This is a genomic window from Microbacterium deminutum, from assembly GCF_039530205.1.
In the GTDB taxonomy this organism is placed as follows: Bacteria; Actinomycetota; Actinomycetes; order Actinomycetales; family Microbacteriaceae; genus Microbacterium; species Microbacterium deminutum.
This window is the reverse complement of record NZ_BAAAOG010000003.1, coordinates 262363-277062: the sequence shown is the minus strand read 5'-3', so window position 1 is coordinate 277062 and position 14700 is coordinate 262363. Positions and strand designations below refer to the sequence as shown.

At 69.3% G+C, this 14700-nt stretch carries 14 protein-coding genes and 1 tRNA gene; 4 read left to right on the top strand and 11 right to left on the bottom strand.

Annotated elements, in window-relative coordinates:
* Nucleotides 1-129 precede the first annotated feature (129 nt).
* A complete protein-coding gene (locus tag ABD212_RS11550) occupies nucleotides 130-1035 on the top strand; it encodes a phosphotransferase (protein WP_344094717.1) in 906 nt (301 codons plus the stop codon).
* Between the two features lie 18 nt (nucleotides 1036-1053).
* On the opposite strand, the gene ABD212_RS11545 is transcribed toward ABD212_RS11550, so the two are convergent.
* The 5 genes from ABD212_RS11545 to ABD212_RS11525 all read right to left on the bottom strand — a co-directional run bounded on the left by ABD212_RS11545 (nucleotide 1054) and on the right by ABD212_RS11525 (nucleotide 5423).
* The gene (locus ABD212_RS11545) at nucleotides 1054-1872 is read right to left on the bottom strand and encodes a hypothetical protein (RefSeq protein ID WP_344094715.1); all 819 of its coding nucleotides are present in this window, start codon (nucleotides 1870-1872) and stop codon (nucleotides 1054-1056) included.
* Nucleotides 1873-1947: 75 nt separating this feature from the next.
* Nucleotides 1948-2664, bottom strand: a complete 717-nt coding sequence (locus tag ABD212_RS11540) for a hypothetical protein (RefSeq protein ID WP_344094713.1) — start codon at nucleotides 2662-2664, stop codon at nucleotides 1948-1950.
* A 106-nt stretch (nucleotides 2665-2770) separates the two neighbouring features.
* Nucleotides 2771-2842, bottom strand: a tRNA-Gln gene (locus ABD212_RS11535).
* Nucleotides 2843-2912: 70 nt separating this feature from the next.
* Nucleotides 2913-4427 (bottom strand): glutamate--tRNA ligase, encoded by a 1515-nt coding sequence (gene gltX, locus ABD212_RS11530; RefSeq protein WP_344094711.1) that lies wholly within the window; start codon nucleotides 4425-4427, stop codon nucleotides 2913-2915.
* A 60-nt stretch (nucleotides 4428-4487) separates the two neighbouring features.
* On the bottom strand, nucleotides 4488-5423 hold the full coding sequence (locus ABD212_RS11525) for a LysR family transcriptional regulator (protein ID WP_344094709.1): 936 nt from the start codon (nucleotides 5421-5423) through the stop codon (nucleotides 4488-4490).
* Nucleotides 5424-5505: 82 nt separating this feature from the next.
* Here ABD212_RS11525 and ABD212_RS11520 point away from each other — a divergent pair, with 82 nt between their 5' ends.
* On the top strand, nucleotides 5506-6573 hold the full coding sequence (locus tag ABD212_RS11520; protein WP_344094707.1) for an aminotransferase class V-fold PLP-dependent enzyme: 1068 nt from the start codon (nucleotides 5506-5508) through the stop codon (nucleotides 6571-6573).
* Nucleotides 6574-6584: 11 nt separating this feature from the next.
* On the opposite strand, the gene ABD212_RS11515 is transcribed toward ABD212_RS11520, so the two are convergent.
* From ABD212_RS11515 to serA, 5 genes are all read right to left on the bottom strand, one after another.
* Nucleotides 6585-7865, bottom strand: coding sequence for an MFS transporter (locus tag ABD212_RS11515; protein ID WP_344094705.1), 1281 nt, complete (start codon nucleotides 7863-7865; stop codon nucleotides 6585-6587).
* Between the two features lie 11 nt (nucleotides 7866-7876).
* Nucleotides 7877-8641, bottom strand: a complete 765-nt coding sequence (locus tag ABD212_RS11510; protein WP_344094703.1) for a fumarylacetoacetate hydrolase family protein — start codon at nucleotides 8639-8641, stop codon at nucleotides 7877-7879.
* Nucleotides 8642-8784: 143 nt separating this feature from the next.
* On the bottom strand, nucleotides 8785-9885 hold the full coding sequence (locus tag ABD212_RS11505; RefSeq protein WP_344094701.1) for a branched-chain amino acid aminotransferase: 1101 nt from the start codon (nucleotides 9883-9885) through the stop codon (nucleotides 8785-8787).
* A gap of 65 nt (nucleotides 9886-9950) precedes the next feature.
* The gene (locus ABD212_RS11500) at nucleotides 9951-11003 is read right to left on the bottom strand and encodes a 3-isopropylmalate dehydrogenase (protein ID WP_344094699.1); all 1053 of its coding nucleotides are present in this window, start codon (nucleotides 11001-11003) and stop codon (nucleotides 9951-9953) included.
* A 63-nt stretch (nucleotides 11004-11066) separates the two neighbouring features.
* Entirely contained in the window at nucleotides 11067-12683 is a 1617-nt protein-coding gene (serA, locus tag ABD212_RS11495) for a phosphoglycerate dehydrogenase (RefSeq protein ID WP_344094697.1), read from the bottom strand.
* Between the two features lie 251 nt (nucleotides 12684-12934).
* Here serA and ABD212_RS11490 point away from each other — a divergent pair, with 251 nt between their 5' ends.
* Nucleotides 12935-13561, top strand: a complete 627-nt coding sequence (locus tag ABD212_RS11490) for an AfsR/SARP family transcriptional regulator (RefSeq protein WP_344094695.1) — start codon at nucleotides 12935-12937, stop codon at nucleotides 13559-13561.
* A gap of 46 nt (nucleotides 13562-13607) precedes the next feature.
* Nucleotides 13608-13730, top strand: coding sequence for a hypothetical protein (locus tag ABD212_RS11485; protein WP_344094693.1), 123 nt, complete (start codon nucleotides 13608-13610; stop codon nucleotides 13728-13730).
* Between the two features lie 124 nt (nucleotides 13731-13854).
* Here ABD212_RS11485 and ABD212_RS11480 read toward each other — a convergent pair whose 3' ends face one another.
* Nucleotides 13855-14694: a peptidoglycan-binding domain-containing protein gene (locus ABD212_RS11480; RefSeq protein WP_344094691.1), complete on the bottom strand. Its 840-nt coding sequence runs from the start codon at nucleotides 14692-14694 to the stop codon at nucleotides 13855-13857.
* Between the last annotated feature and the right edge of the window lie 6 nt (nucleotides 14695-14700).

Sequence of the window (14700 nt, the reverse complement as noted above, 5' to 3'; positions counted from 1 at the left end):
GAAGCCCTACGCTGCCTGAAACGCCGCCTCGCCCGCACGGTCTTCAACGCCCTCACCGCCGACCAGCAACCGAGCCAGATCCCCGCGAGCCTCCCCCTCGCGGCCTAAGACTTGACATAGGAGAAACTCATGCCTGACAAGCCGAGAGCCGAGGTCACGATCGACGAGGGTCTCGTGCGGATGCTGCTGGCGGAGCAGGCGGGCGGGATCTACTCAGCCGCGCTGCCCGTCGCGCATGAGGCGGACGGCTGGGACTGCTCGGTCTGGCGGATCGGCGATGCATGGGCGGCGAGGCTCCCCCGTCGCTCGGCGGCGGCGACGCTCGTGATCAACGAGCAGCAGGTGCTTCCGGCGATCGCGGCACGGGTCGAGCCGACCGGCATCCGGGTTCCCGCGCCGGTCATCTGCGGTGCCCCCGCCGCGGGATTCCGGTGGCCGTGGTCGGTCGTGGCGTGGATCGAGGGAAGCCGCGGCATCGACATCCCCCGCGCGGAACGCTCCGCGTGGGCCGAACCGCTCGCCGCGGCCCTCGGTGCGCTCCACGCCGCAGCCCCCGACGACTATCCGCCGAATCCGTTCCGCGGGGTGCCGCTGGCGGCCCGTTCGGACGCGGTCGCACAGCGCCTCGCGCATCTGAAGGCGGACGCCACGCTGAGCGAGGAGGATTCGGATGCGGCGGTGTCCGTCTGGGCGAAAGGACTCGCGGCGGCGCCCTGGACAGGCCCACCGGTCTGGATCCACGGCGACCTGCACCCCGCCAACCTCGTGGCGCAGGGACCCCGGCTCGCCGGGATCATCGACTTCGGCGACGTCACTGCAGGCGATCCGGCGTACGATCTGGCCGTCGCCTGGCTCGCGTTCGATGGGGAAGGGCGGCGGCGGTTCATCGCGGCGACCGCCGGGCGATACGACGACGCGACGTGGCTGCGGGCTCGCGCATGGAGCGCCGCCGTGGCGCTCATGCTGCTCGCGCACAGCGACGACGAGCCCGCCTACGCGGCTCTCGGCGGGGAGGCACTCGCCGAGACGGTGTGACCACGGCCAACGCCCGGATCAGGGCACGGCGTTGCTCGAGCTGTCCGGGGAGTGTCGCACCCAGACGTCCACCCGATCGGTGCGCGCGATGAATCGGATGACGGTCCCCGCCGGCATCGGACGCTCCCAATGCACCGGAAGACCTTCGGAGACGGTCAGATCGAGCAGCGGCTCGAGGCCCCTCGCCGCACACGACGACGTGAAGATCCGGCCCATGTGCGAGAGCAGCAGGCATCGTGCCTGCTGCGGCGTCTCGCCCACCCAGACGTCGAGCGTGTCGAACGACTCGTACTTGCTGACCGAGCTCGGGTCCACACCCCACGACGACAGGCTCCCGATCCAGCTCGCAGAGCGATCGGTGCTGTCGCCGACCAGCGCGAGCGTCTGGTCGGGCGCGTCGACCGGGGGCGATGCGAGCCACATCACCGCTGATCCGAGGACGAGACCGAGCACCAGGCTCACCGCCGCAACCGCCCAGACCGGCCCGCTGCGCCACCACGGTCGTCGTCCCGCCGGCGTTGCAGGCCCCCCACCGACACCGGAGCGTTCGCCCACGGCACGGGACCCGGCGAGTGGCTCGGCGGACGGCGCGTCCGCGGCGCCGGACGACACACCCGTCTCCACGCGTGGAACAGATGTGGATGCCGCATCCGAGGGAGAAGCGTCCTTCGGGTCCGCATCCGCCAGGGTCGGAAGCACGGCGGGCTGACGGGCGAGCTCCTCGAGTTCGTTGAGCCGCTGCAGCGCCTGAGGGTCGTCCTGGATGTCGGCATCCGGGCCGTACGCACGCTGTCGGAGCGCGGCGAGTTCGCGCGATCCCCCCGGGGACGCGATCATGAGTCCGGCTCACCGGCTCGCTCTGGCGTCAGCGACGGAGCGTCCATGCCCCTATTATCGTCGCGCACCGAGAAGTCATCCCGGGCTGGGCACACGCATCGTCACGTCGACGACATCGCCGTCCAATTCGAACCGGATGACGGTGCCGACGCGGAGCTGCTCATCCAGAGGCTGCGGTCCACCCAGGTACGACACGAAGTCGACGACCGGGGTGAGGCCCTGCGGCGTGCAGCTGAAGTCCGACCAATGGTTCGCCCACGTGACGACGAGGCACGATGCGCCGTCCTTGGAGGTCGCGGAGAGCACCTGCAGCTTGTGGAACGGCTCGTGCTGCACCGGCCGCGCCTCCGTCGTCAGCCACTGCGAGATGCTGAGCAGCCAGGTGTCCTCGAGGTCGATCTGCACGTGGTCGGTCGGGGCGAGGGTGGCGTCGGGGTGCGGCGCCATCGATGCGGCCAGCGCCACTCCCATCCCGACCCCGATAACGCCGACGGCCGCAACCGATGCCCAGAGCGCCACACGCCGCCACCCCGGACGCGAACCGGCCGTCTCGGGCTCGGCGACAGACTCTCTCGCGCCGGATGTGTCGGCATCTCCGGCAGCCTCCGGGGTGGGCTCGATCAGGTGTGACGCGCGATCGCCGAGGTCGCCCAGGCGCACCTGGGCCTCGAGCTCGTGCAGCCGGTCCAGCGCTTCCGGGTCACGCTGGATGTCGGCATCCGGACCGTACGCGCGCCTGCGCAGATCCTTCAGTTCGCGGGACGGCTCCGGCGTCAGCGGCTGAGCATCCATGGCCCCATTATCGCGGTCGGGATGCGCGAGCGGACGCCGTCCGCTGATCGCGCCTCTTGCCGGGGGACAAACGAAAAACCCCCGCTGAGCGGGGGTTTCCACGATGCTGGGGTACCTGGACTCGAACCAAGAACAAAGGTACCAGAAACCTCCGTGTTGCCAATTACACCATACCCCAAGGCGTGCAGCCGGAGCTGTGCCGAAGAACAAGTCTAGACGACGGCGGGCCCCTGATCAAACCGAGCGCGTCAGTGCGGATGCTCGACGAGGGCCCCCAGACGGCGGAGCGACTCGGCCTTGCCGAGCAGCTCCATGGACTCGAAAAGCGGTGGCGAGACGCGGCGACCGCTCAGGGCCACCCGCAGCGGAGTGTAGGCGACGCGAGGCTTGAGCTCGAGTCCTTCGATCAGCGCGCGAGAGAGCGCGTCCTGGACGGCCGCGGCAGTGAACTCGGTGTCGGGCACGAGCGCGAGCGCGGCGACGGAGGCGACGAGCACCTCGCTGGTGTTGGCCGGCAGCGACGCGAGCGCATCCTCGTGGTAGGCGACCTCGTCGCGGAACAGGAACCCCAGCATGTCCGGGACATCGCCGAGCACCTGCACCCGCTCCTGTACGAGGGGGGCGGATGCCTCGATCACGGCCTGCTGCTCGGGTGTCGGCGTCTCGTCGACGAGACCGGCGACGTGGAGGTAGTAGACGATGCGCGCGGCGAAGTCGGCGGGCTCCAGCATCCGGATGTGGTCGCCGTTGATCGACTCGGCCTTCCTCTGGTCGAAGCGCGCCGGGTTCGGGTTCACGTCGGCGATGTCGAAGGCGGCGATCAGCTCGTCCAGCGAGAAGACGTCGCGGTCGGGACCGATCGACCAGCCGAGCAGTGAGAGGTAGTTCAGCAGTCCTTCATGGATGAAGCCCTTCTCGCGCTGCAGGAAGAGGTCGGCCTTCGGGTCGCGCTTGGAGAGCTTCTTGTTGCCCGTCTCGCCGAGGACGAGCGGCATGTGCGCGAATCGCGGGATGAACGTGGTCACCCCGGCCTCGACGAGTGCGCTGTAGAGCGCGAGCTGACGCGCCGTCGAGGGCATGAGGTCCTCACCCCGGATGACGTGGGTGATCCCCATCACCGCGTCGTCGACGGGATTGACGAAGGGGTACAGCGGCACACCGCCCGCGCGCACGATTACGAAGTCGGGGAACGACCCGCCGGGGAAGGTCACTTCGCCGCGGATCAGGTCGACGTACGTCAGGTCCTCGTCGGGAACGCGCAGGCGCCAGGCCGGCTCCCGGCCTTCGGCGCGGAACGCGGTCTTCTGCTCGACGGTGAGATCGCGATCGAAGTTGTCGTAGCCGAGCTGCTTCGCCCGGCCGTTCGCCTCGTTGCGGGCGTCGATCTCCTCGGCGGTGGAGTAGCTCTCGTACACCGCGCCGCTGTCGATGAGCTTGTCGAGCACCTCGCGATAGATGTCGTGACGCTGCGACTGCCGATAGGGTTCGTGCGGCCCGCCGACCTCGACGCCTTCATCCCAGTCGATCTCGAGCCAGCGCAGCGCGTCGAGAAGCTGGAGGTAGCTCTCCTCGCTGTCACGCGCGGCGTCGGTGTCCTCGATCCGGAACACGAGCTTGCCGCCGTTGTGACGCGCATAGGCCCAGTTGAAGAGCACCGTGCGGATCAGCCCCACGTGCGGCAGCCCCGTGGGGCTCGGGCAGAAGCGCACGCGCACGTCCGCTCCGGTGGCGGTCGTGGTTCGGGGATCAGGCGAAGAAGGCATCGCCGTCCAGTCTAGGTGCGGGATGCCGCGCCCTCAGGGTCGCGCCATTTCCCGCGGCGCTCAGGAGCCGACCAGTCGCGCGATCGCAGCCAGCGTCGCTCGGATCGCGGGCACCCGGTCGGCGCCGTGCGCCGTCACGACGTGGATCGTCCGCGCCTCGGCAGGCGGCAGGGGCAGCGTCACGACTCCGGGCAGCTGCGGAAAGGACGCCACCGCCATCCGCGGCAGCGTCGCGACCCCGATCCCCTGCGCCACGAGACCCTCGACGGCGACGAAGTTGTCGGTCTCGAACGCGATGTGCGGTTCGAACCCGGCACGTGCGCACAGCTCGAGAAGGTGCCCCCGGCACCGCGGGCATCCGGCGATCCAGCGCTCGCCCGCCAGCACCGATACGTCGATGCCCGTTGACGTGGCGGCCGGATGCCCGACCGGCAGTACCACGAGCAGGTCGTCGCTGCCGACGGCTCGCACGGACAGGCCGCGGGCGCTCGAGCCGTGCGGGTCGTCGCGATCGCCCGGATAGCTGAACGTCAGGGCGATGTCCGCCCGATCCTCGCGCACCGCCTCGACCGCCTCGGGCGGCTCGGCCTCCAGATAGGTCACAGCGATCCCGGCGTGATGGCTCGCGACATCCGCGAGCAGTCGCGGGATGACGGTGGGCGAGGCCGACGGAAATCCCACGAGCCGCACCCGCCCCGCGCGCAGTCCCCGCAGCTCGGCCAGCTCGCCCGCCGCGGCATCCAGCGCGGTCGTCACGGCGGGGGCGTGCCGCGCCAGAATGCGTCCGGCCTCGGTGAGCCGCACCGTCCGGCCCACGCGCTCGACGAGCGCGACACCGAGCCGCTGTTCCAGGCGCTTGAGCTGCTGGCTGACCGCGGGCTGGCTGTACCCGAGGAAAGCGGCTGCCGCGGTGATCGAGCCTTCGTCGGCGATCGCCTTCACGACGCGCAGTGCCTGCACGTCGAAGTCGAGGTCGTCGTCGAGCAGATCGGTCATGCCAAGAGCATAAGCGCACGGCATGTATTGCATGCGATACCTGTCGTAGACGCGAGGTATCTGATTGGTCGACGATGGATGCATGCCCACCCTGGTTGCCAGCCCCACCCTCGAAGCCGCGCGAGCGCAGTTCGCCGGCGGTCGCGGATACCTGGCGGCCTGCACCGTCGGTCTGCCGACGCATACGACCCGGGCCGCAGTGATCGCCGATCTGGATGCCGCAGCAGCGGGCCGGGCTGATCCCGCCGTCTACACGGCCGTCGTGGAGCGGACCCGCAGGCACTTCGCATCGCTCGTGGAGGTCGACCCGACCCGGGTCGCGATCGGGTCGCAGGCATCCGTGGCCGCAGGGCTCGTGGCATCCGCCCTCCCCGACGGCGCCGAGGTGCTCATCGCGGCGGGCGACTTCTCGTCGATTGTGCTGCCCTTCGTCCACTCGGGACGGGCACTGCGAGTGCGGACCGCACCCCTGGCCGAGCTCCCCCAGCACATCGGGCCCGACACGGCCCTCGTCGCCTTCTCTCTGGTGCAGTCCGCGACCGGTGAGGTGGCGGACGCCGCGGCCATCGCCGCCGCCGCGCGCCGCACCGGCGCCCTCACGCTGTGCGATGCGACCCAGGCTGTCGGCTGGCTCCCGGTCTCGGCATCCGACTTCGACGCGCTGATCTGCCATGCGTACAAGTGGCTGTGCGCACCACGCGGGGTGTCGTTCCTCTCGGTCTCCGAGCGACTCGCCGGCGAGATGTCGCCCGTGTTCGCGGGGTGGCATGCCGGCGAGGATCCGTGGATGTCGTGCTACGGCCACGAGGTGGACCTGGCCACGAACGCTCGACGCTTCGACGTCTCGCCCGCCTGGCAGGCCTTCGTCGGCGCGGAGCCGGCTCTGGAGCTCTTCGCATCGCTCGACCCGAGCGCCCTGCACGACCATGCTGTCGGGCTCGCGCGCGAGTTCCGGCGACGGATGCACCTCGAAGGACCGCCGCGCGACAGTGCGATCGTGACCTGGAGCGACCCCGACGGGCAGGATCTCACCCGGCTCACCGCTGCCGGGATCGTCGCCTCGGGCAGAGCCGGACGCGCGCGGGTCGCGTTCCACGTGTTCAACGACGCGGTCGACGTGGATGATGCCGTCTCGGCCCTCGGCCGATGACACGCTCGCCGTCAGTCCGCTGAGCCTGCCCTGTCGGGGGCGGGCTCCCGGCTCGCCGCGATCCGCGTGATCGGCGACAGGGCCACGGTGGCGATCACCGCGACACCGACGAGCAGCGCCAGCCCGCCGTAGCCGATCCACGAGAGGATCACGCCCGCGAGGATCGCGCCGAAGGCTGCGACGAGGCTCATCGTGAGGTCGCTGAGACCCTGACGTCGCGTGCGCTGTGCCTCGGATGAGGCCTCTGTGAGCAGAGTCGACCCCGCCACCGTCGTGGCGCTCCAGCCCAGTCCGAGCAGCACCAGGGCGACCGTGACGAACACCGTGGACTCCTGGCCGAACGACGCCGTGACGAGCGCGGCCGCGAGCAGCACCTGCCCGAGCAGGATGGTCGGGACGCGACCGAGCCGGTCCGCGAGGATGCCGAACACCGGCGAGAGCGCGAACATCCCCGCGACGTGCAGGCTGATCGTCAGCCCGATCACCGTGAGCGATGCGCCATGATGCAGCAGATGAACCGGCGTCATGGCCATGATCGACACCATCACGCCGTGGGCGGCGGCGACCGCAAAGATCGCATAACGGGCGATGGTGGGCCGATCGGGCTTGGCGATCCGCGGCGCATCCGGACTGGTCGCATGCGTGATCACCCGCTGCGCCAGCTTCAGCGGGTCGGGGCGCAGCCAGATGAGGTACAGCGCGATCGCCAGCAGCTGCGCGGCGATGGTGAACAGGTACGGGCCGGTGAGGTGCGGCATCCCGAACCGCTGTCCGAGGGCTTCACCGGGGCCGGTCAGATTCGGGCCGAGGACCGCTCCGATCGTGGTCGCCCAGACAACGAGCGACAGGTCGCGGCCGCGAGTCGCGTCGGTGGCGAGGTCGGCCGCGGCGAACCGCGTCTGGAGGTTCGCGGCCTGCGCGGCTCCGATGAGTCCGAACGCCACGAGCAGCAGCGGGAAGGAATGGATGCCGGCGGCGACAACGACGAGCAGCACCCCGAAGAGCGCGCCCACCATGCCGCTCGCCAGCGCCGGCCGGCGTCCGCGGCGACGCGCGAAGGCCGCGAGCGGCACTGCGAACGCGGCGGTGCCGAGTGTGATCGCCGCGGTGGCGAGCCCCGAGAACGCCTCGTCGCCCGAGATCTCGGCCGCCAGCACGGCACCGAGCGAGATGCTGGCGCCGAACGCGAGTCCGCCGAGGACCTGCCCGATCGACAGCACCCACACGGTGCGCCGCTGCACGACCGCGATCGCCTGCGGCGCAAAGTTCGCGGCATCCGTCGATTCAGCCATCGTCGTGCTCGTCAGGCGTCGCGGGCGCCGTTGCGAAGGATGCCGAGTCCGGTGATCTCGACCTCGATGACGTCGCCCGCGACGAACGGGCCGACGCCTGCCGGTGTTCCGGTGAGGATCACGTCTCCGGGAAGGAGCGTGAACGCCGCCGAGGCGTAGGCGATGATGTCGGCGACCGAGTGGATCATGTCGCTGACGGGGCCGTCCTGGGCGACCTCTCCGTTCAGGCGCGTGAGGATCCGCGCGTCATCGAACCTGAACTCGGTCTCGATGGCCGGCCCGAGCGGGCAGAACGTGTCGAATCCCTTGGCGCGCGCCCACTGCCCGTCGGTCTTCTGCAGGTCGCGCGCAGTCACGTCGTTGGCGATGGTGTAGCCGAAGACGTAGTCGAGCGCGGACTCTGCCGGCACGTTCCTCGCGATTCGCCCGATGACGGCCGCCAACTCGCCTTCGAAGCTCGTGAACGTCGACTGGGTCGGCCGCACGATGGTGTCGCCGGGTCCGATGACCGAGGTGTTGGGCTTGAAGAAGAGCATCGGCTCGACAGGGACCTCGTTGCCGAGCTCAGCCGCGTGCTCGCGATAGTTTCGACCGACGCACACGATCTTCGAGCGCGGGATGACGGGCGCGAGCAGTGCGATGTCCGACAGCGGCACGCGCTCGCCCGTCGTGTCGTAGCCGCTGAACATCGGGTCGCCGTCGAGCACCACGAGTTCACCGCCGTCGACGATCCCGAACTTGATGGCGTCGTTGTGGCTGAAGCGCGCGATCCTCACCGGCTCAGCCTACCGAGCAGCTCCGACGCGTTTCGTCTCGCTTCGCTCACTCAACGACCGGGGTTCGCGCGTTTCGTCTCGCGGAGGCTCGCACTGAGCGAGGGAAGCGAGTCGCAGTGTCGCTCAACGACCGGGAAAGGACATCAGGCGTCGAGGCGCACCAGCCAGTTGTGCCTGTCTTCGCGGCGACCGTACTGGATGTCGGTCAGCTCTTCGCGCAGCGAAAGGGCGAGCGGGCCGATGGGCTGCTCGTCGAAGAAGCTCTTGCCCTTCAGGACACCGATCGGAGCCACCACAGCCGCCGTCCCGCACGCGAACACCTCGACGATGTCGCCGGATGCCACGCCCTCGCGCCACTCCGTGAGCGACACGTTGCCCCCGACCACCTTGTGTCCGCGGTCTACCGCGAGCTGCAGGAGCGAGTCGCGCGTGATGCCCTCGAGGATCGAGTCGGACTGCGGGGTCACGACCGTGCCGTCCTTGTAGACGAACACGATGTTCATGCCGCCGAGCTCCTCGACGTTGCCGTCCTGGTCGAGGAACACGACCTGGTCGCAGCCCTCCTCGTAGGCCTGCGCCTGCGGCAGCAGGCTCGCCGCGTAGTTGCCGCCGGTCTTCGCCGCGCCGGTGCCGCCCTTGCCCGCGCGCGCGTACTCTTCGCTGAGCCAGATCGAGACCGGCTTCGCGCCGCCCTTGAAGTACGGCCCGACGGGGCTCGCGATGACGTAGTAGTTGACCTTGTTCGCCGGCCGTACGCCCAGGAACGCCTCCTTGGCGAACATGAACGGCCGAAGGTACAGGCTCTGGTCCGCCGACGATGGCACCCAGTCGCCATCGACGGCGATGAGTGCCTTCAGCGACTGGATGAAGTAGTCGACGGGCAGCTCAGGCAGTGCGAGCCGGCGCGCGCTCCGCTGCAGACGCAGCCCGTTCTGCCGCGGCCGGAACGTGTGGATCGAGCCGTCCTCGTGACGGTAGGCCTTGATGCCTTCGAAGATCTCCTGGCCGTAGTGCAGGACCGCGGCTGCCGGGTCGAGCGAGATCGGCCCGTACGGCTGGACGCGCGGGCGGTGCCATCCGCCGCCGACCGACCAGCAGATGTCGACCATGTGGTCAGTGAACGCGGTCCCGAAGACCGGGTCGCGTAGAAGCTCTTCGCGCTGCGCCGGCGACTTGGCCGCCAGATTCCTGGTGACGGCGAACTCGAGGGAAGGAAGTCCGGTCTCGATGTCGATGAGGGTCATGTCACATCCTGACTGAGTGGGCGGGCGACGCCGCTGCGGTTCGGTGGGCGCTGCCGGGTTCCAGGTTACGCCCGGAGGCGTGCGACGATCGCGTCGCCGATCTGCGCGGTGGGGCGGGATGCCGCACCCCGGTCGGCGATGTCCGCTTCGACCGCGCGGGTGACGGCGTCGGATTCGTCCCGCAGCCCGAGATGGTCGAGCAGCAGGGCGACGGACAGGATCGCGGCCGTGGGGTCGGCCTTCTGCTGTCCCGCGATGTCGGGCGCCGAGCCGTGAACGGGCTCGAACATCGAGGGGAACGCGCCGTCCGGGTTGATGTTGCCCGATGCGGCGAGGCCGATGCCACCGGTGACGGCGCCGGCCAGGTCGGTCAGGATGTCGCCGAAGAGGTTGTCGGTGACGATCACGTCGAATCGGCTCGGGTTCGTGACCAGGAAGATGGTGGCCGCGTCGACGTGCAGGTAGTCTACGGCGACCTCGGGATGCTCCGCGGCCACCTCGTTCACGATCCGTTGCCACAGGCCACCGGCGTTCACGAGCACGTTCGTCTTGTGGACCAGGGTGAGCTTTCTGCGGCGCCGCTCGGCGAGGTCGAACGCGTAGCGCACAACGCGCTCGACGCCGAACGCGGTGTTCACCGAGGTCTCGTTCGCGACCTCTTGCGGCGTGCCCCGGCGGATCGATCCGCCGTTGCCGACGTATGGTCCCTCGGTGCCCTCCCGCACCACGACGAAGTCGATGTCCCCCGGCTCGGCGAGGGGTCCCGGGGCGCCCTCGAACAGCTTCGAAGGACGCAGGTTCACGTAGTGGTCGAGCTCGAACCGCAGCTTCAGCAGCAGCCCGCGCTCGATGTTGGCATCCTTGAGGCGCGGATCTCCCGGCACTCCCCCTACGGCGCCGAGCAGGACCGCATCGTGGTCTTTGATGGCGTCGAGGTCGGCATCCGTCAGCGTGTCGCCCGTCTCGAGGAAGCGACCGGCTCCCAGCGCGAAGCGCGTCTTCTCGAGGCGGATGCCGCTGCCCGCGGTCGCGGCATCCAGCACCTTCTCCGCCTCGGCGATCACCTCGGGCCCGATTCCGTCACCCGGGATCACGGCGAGCTTCACCACACGCGACATCGCTCTCCTTCTGTCCCTGCCAGCGTAGCGGGGCGACGGAGCGGCCTGCCGGATGGTCCCCGCTCAGGACTCGGTGATCTCGATCTGACGGAAGAGGTCTGCCTTGATCTCGGCGCTCACCTCGTCGAGCAGGTCGTCCGCGACCGGCGAGTCGACCGTCAGCACCGACAGCGCCTGGCCCCCGGCCGTTCGACGGGCGATCTGCATGCCCGCGATGTTGATGCCGGCCTCGCCGAACTTCTGACCGTAGATGGCGACAATCCCCGGACGGTCGGTGTAGATCATCACGATGTGGTGCTGCTCGATCGGCAGCTCGATCGCATAGTCATTGATGCCGACCAGCTTCTCGATCTGCTTCGTGCCGGTGAGCGTCCCGGAGACCGAGAGCTGCGAGCCGTCGCTGAGCGCACCGCGCAGGGTGATGACGTTGCGATACTCATCGCTCACGTCGTCCACGATCAGACGGACGACGACTCCGCGCTGGTCTGCGAGCAGAGGCGCGTTCACGTATGAGACCGTCTCGCTTACGATGTTCGTGAACAGCCCCTTGAGAGCGGCGAGCTTGAGCACGCTCACGTCGTACGAGCTCAGTTCGCCGTGCACCTCGACATCCAGGCTCGTGAGCGGCGAATGCGCGAGCGCGGCGAAGATCTGGCCGAGCTTCTCGACGAGCGGGATGCCGGGCCGCACGTAAGGGTCGATGACCCCGCCGGCGACGTTCACGGCGTCGGGAACGAGCTCGCCGCCCAGCGCGAGGCGCACCGAGCGGGCGACGGAGACTCCGGCCTTCTCCTGTGCCTCGTCGGTCGAGGCGCCCAGGTGCGGCGTGACGACGACGTTCGGCAGGTCGATCAGGCGCGCGGCCGGGCCGCCTTCGGCCGGCGGCTCGCTCGTGAAGACGTCGAGCCCCGCGCCGGCGATCTCGCCGGTCGTCAGGGCGGTGTACAGCGCTTCCTCGTCGATGAGCCCGCCGCGTGCGACGTTGACGACGTAGCTCGTCGGCTTCATCCTCGCGAACTCCTCGGCGCCGATCATGCCCGTGGTCTCGGGCGTCTTCGGCATGTGGATGGTGATGAAGTCGCTCTGCTCGAGCAGCTCGTCGAGCGAGAGCAGATGCACGCCGAGCTGCTGGGCCCGTGCGCTCGTGACGTAGGGGTCGTACGCGACGACGCGCATGTCGAAAGCCTGCAGTCGCGCTGCGATCAGCGCGCCGATGCGGCCGAGGCCGATGATGCCGACCGTCTTCTCGAACAGCTCGGTGCCGGTGTACGAGCTGCGCTTCCACGCGCCCGCGGCCAGCGAGGCGTGGGCGAGCGGGATATGACGGGCGAGACTCAGGATGTGGCCGACGGTGAGCTCGGCCGCCGAGATGATGTTGGACGTCGGGGCGTTCACCACCATGACACCCGCGGTGGTCGCCGTCTTGATGTCGACGTTGTCGAGCCCGACGCCCGCGCGAGCGACGACCTTGAGGACCGGCGCCGCCTCGATGGCCTCGGCGTCGATCTTCGTCGCCGAGCGGATCAGGACGGCATGCGCGTCCTGGAGCGCCTCGAGCAGCGCAGGACGATCAGTGCCGTCGACGACACGGACGTCGAAGTCCGGGCCCAGTGCATCGATCGTGGCGGGTGAGAGTTCTTCGGCGATGAGCACGACGGGCTTCGACGCGATGTTCGACACGGAGTGGGTGACCTTCGGTGCGGGTGCGCGGAGCGCCTTGAAACGGGAGTGGATGCGCCGCACGCCGGTGGGGGCGCGATCACAGACACTCTATCCGCTCGTGCGGAGCGGCCCTGTCCGTGTGACGTGCCGGGTCGATGCGACGTGCGTCCCGGCATCCGGTATGCGCACACGACCACGCGATATACGCACGGTATGCACGACGGTCCGAGTAATTGACGCGCACGGCTGTCGTGTCACACAATCCGCATGTGGCCCTGCACGTGCTCGGACCCGTCGACGCGCCCTACGCGGAACTCGCGGACTGGGAGCCTGCACGCGCCGAGATCGGACGCCTGGACGCGGTGCGCGAAGCGACCGAAGAGGAGCTTCTGGCGGCAAGACTCGCCAGCGGCGAGCATCGCGCGGCGATCGCCGAGGCCGAGCGCTTGGTGCGCGACAGCCCGCAGCGCGAGGAGCGATGGTGCCTGCTGGCGCCGGCCCACTATCAGTCCGGGCGGCAGGCCGAAGCACTGTCGTCACTGCGATCAGCCCGGCACATGCTCGACGACGATCTCGGCATCCAGCCCGGTGAACGGCTGATCGACCTCGAAACTGCCATCATGCGTCACGATCCCGCGCTGGCGCCGGCTCGGCACGAATCGCGAGTCGGCGACGACTGTCCATATCGAGGCCTGAGTGGGTACGGCCCTGACGATGCCGACGAGTTCTTCGGGCGGGATGCCGAGATCGAGGCGGTGGTCGATCGTCTCGCACGCCGTCGTTTCCTCGCTCTGACGGGCGCGTCCGGGTCGGGCAAGTCGTCGCTGGCGCTCGCAGGCGTGGTCCCGATGTTCAAGGCTCGTGGTTGGACGGCCGAGATCGTCCGTCCATGGTGACCAGGCCTGCGCGGCGCTGAGCGCGGGCGACGATCAGCCTCTCGTGGTGGTCGACCAGTTCGAGGAGCTCTTCTCGCTCGATCTCAGCCAGATCGAACTCGAGGAGTTCGGCGAACTGCTACAGGCGCACCTGCAGCGCGGCGGCGGCGTTCTCGTGACCCTGCGATGAGTGGGCCACCTACCTCGGCGATCTCGGCGCTCAGAAGTCGATCTGCGAGGGCGTGCTCGGCTGACGACAGGAGAAGGACGACGGCATCGGGCCGGACGCCGTCACCCGTCGCCGACGACGAAGGTCAGTCGAAGATGGGCGACGTGAGCGCCTGCCACGTGATCGGGCCCACGATGCCATCGGCGGGCGGAAGGAACACACCCTGGAAGTCACGCACCTTGGTCTCGGTGAGAGGTCCGAAGTCTCCGTCCACGGCAAGATCGGTCAGCAGCGTCTGCAGCGCACGCACCGCGTCCCCATGGTCGCCCCTGCGCACCGTGATGATCAGGCGCGGCCAGTCCAGCTGCCCGAGGGTCGTGCTGATCTCGGTGGCGCGAAGCGTGCGCTGGAAGGCCTCGACGGCCGCGCCGCTCGCAGGACCGAACACCCCGTCAGCGACGATGCCCGAGCCATGCGCGCGAAGAAGATACTGCGCGGCGAGCACACGCCAGTTGTCCGCCTGCCTCGCCCCCTGCTTCACAAGGCCCCACGGGCGCGGACCGGGCAGGAAGGTGCTCAGGAACGACCAGGTCTCGGGGCCTGCTTGGCCGTCGATCGTCAGGCCCCACTGGCGCTGGAGTTCTGATACCCGCTCGGCGGTGAGCGGTCCGTAGGAGCCGTCGACGACGAGCGGGGGCAGTCCGGGCGACGAGACCAAGCCGAACTGCTGGACGGCGCGGACTGCATCGCCTGTCGACCCCGAGTGCGTGGTCACCACGAGGGCCTCCCACGTCTGAGGACCGACGACCGCATCGGCCGTGAGACCGGCGCCGGTCTGGAATGCCCTCACGGCAGCGGCGGTGGCCGGGCCGAATTGTCCGTCAGCGGCGACGGCATGTCCCCTTGCGCGCAGCAGATACTGGATGCCGGTGACGACCGAGTTGTCGACTCCTTGCCGGACGGTACTCCATGGTTTGACGTTCACGATGTT

What these genes read in the sequence shown, in the direction of transcription:
- ABD212_RS11550 (WP_344094717.1), top strand. Translation starts at nt 130, where the DNA reads ATGCCTGACAAGCCGAGAGCCGAGGTCACGATCGACGAGGGTCTCGTG.
- ABD212_RS11545 (WP_344094715.1), bottom strand. Translation starts at nt 1,872, where the DNA reads ATGATCGCGTCCCCGGGGGGATCGCGCGAACTCGCCGCGCTCCGACAG.
- ABD212_RS11540 (WP_344094713.1), bottom strand. Translation starts at nt 2,664, where the DNA reads ATGGATGCTCAGCCGCTGACGCCGGAGCCGTCCCGCGAACTGAAGGAT.
- gltX (WP_344094711.1), bottom strand. Translation starts at nt 4,427, where the DNA reads ATGCCTTCTTCGCCTGATCCCCGAACCACGACCGCCACCGGAGCGGAC.
- ABD212_RS11525 (WP_344094709.1), bottom strand. Translation starts at nt 5,423, where the DNA reads ATGACCGATCTGCTCGACGACGACCTCGACTTCGACGTGCAGGCACTG.
- ABD212_RS11520 (WP_344094707.1), top strand. Translation starts at nt 5,506, where the DNA reads ATGCCCACCCTGGTTGCCAGCCCCACCCTCGAAGCCGCGCGAGCGCAG.
- ABD212_RS11515 (WP_344094705.1), bottom strand. Translation starts at nt 7,865, where the DNA reads ATGGCTGAATCGACGGATGCCGCGAACTTTGCGCCGCAGGCGATCGCG.
- ABD212_RS11505 (WP_344094701.1), bottom strand. Translation starts at nt 9,885, where the DNA reads ATGACCCTCATCGACATCGAGACCGGACTTCCTTCCCTCGAGTTCGCC.
- ABD212_RS11500 (WP_344094699.1), bottom strand. Translation starts at nt 11,003, where the DNA reads ATGTCGCGTGTGGTGAAGCTCGCCGTGATCCCGGGTGACGGAATCGGG.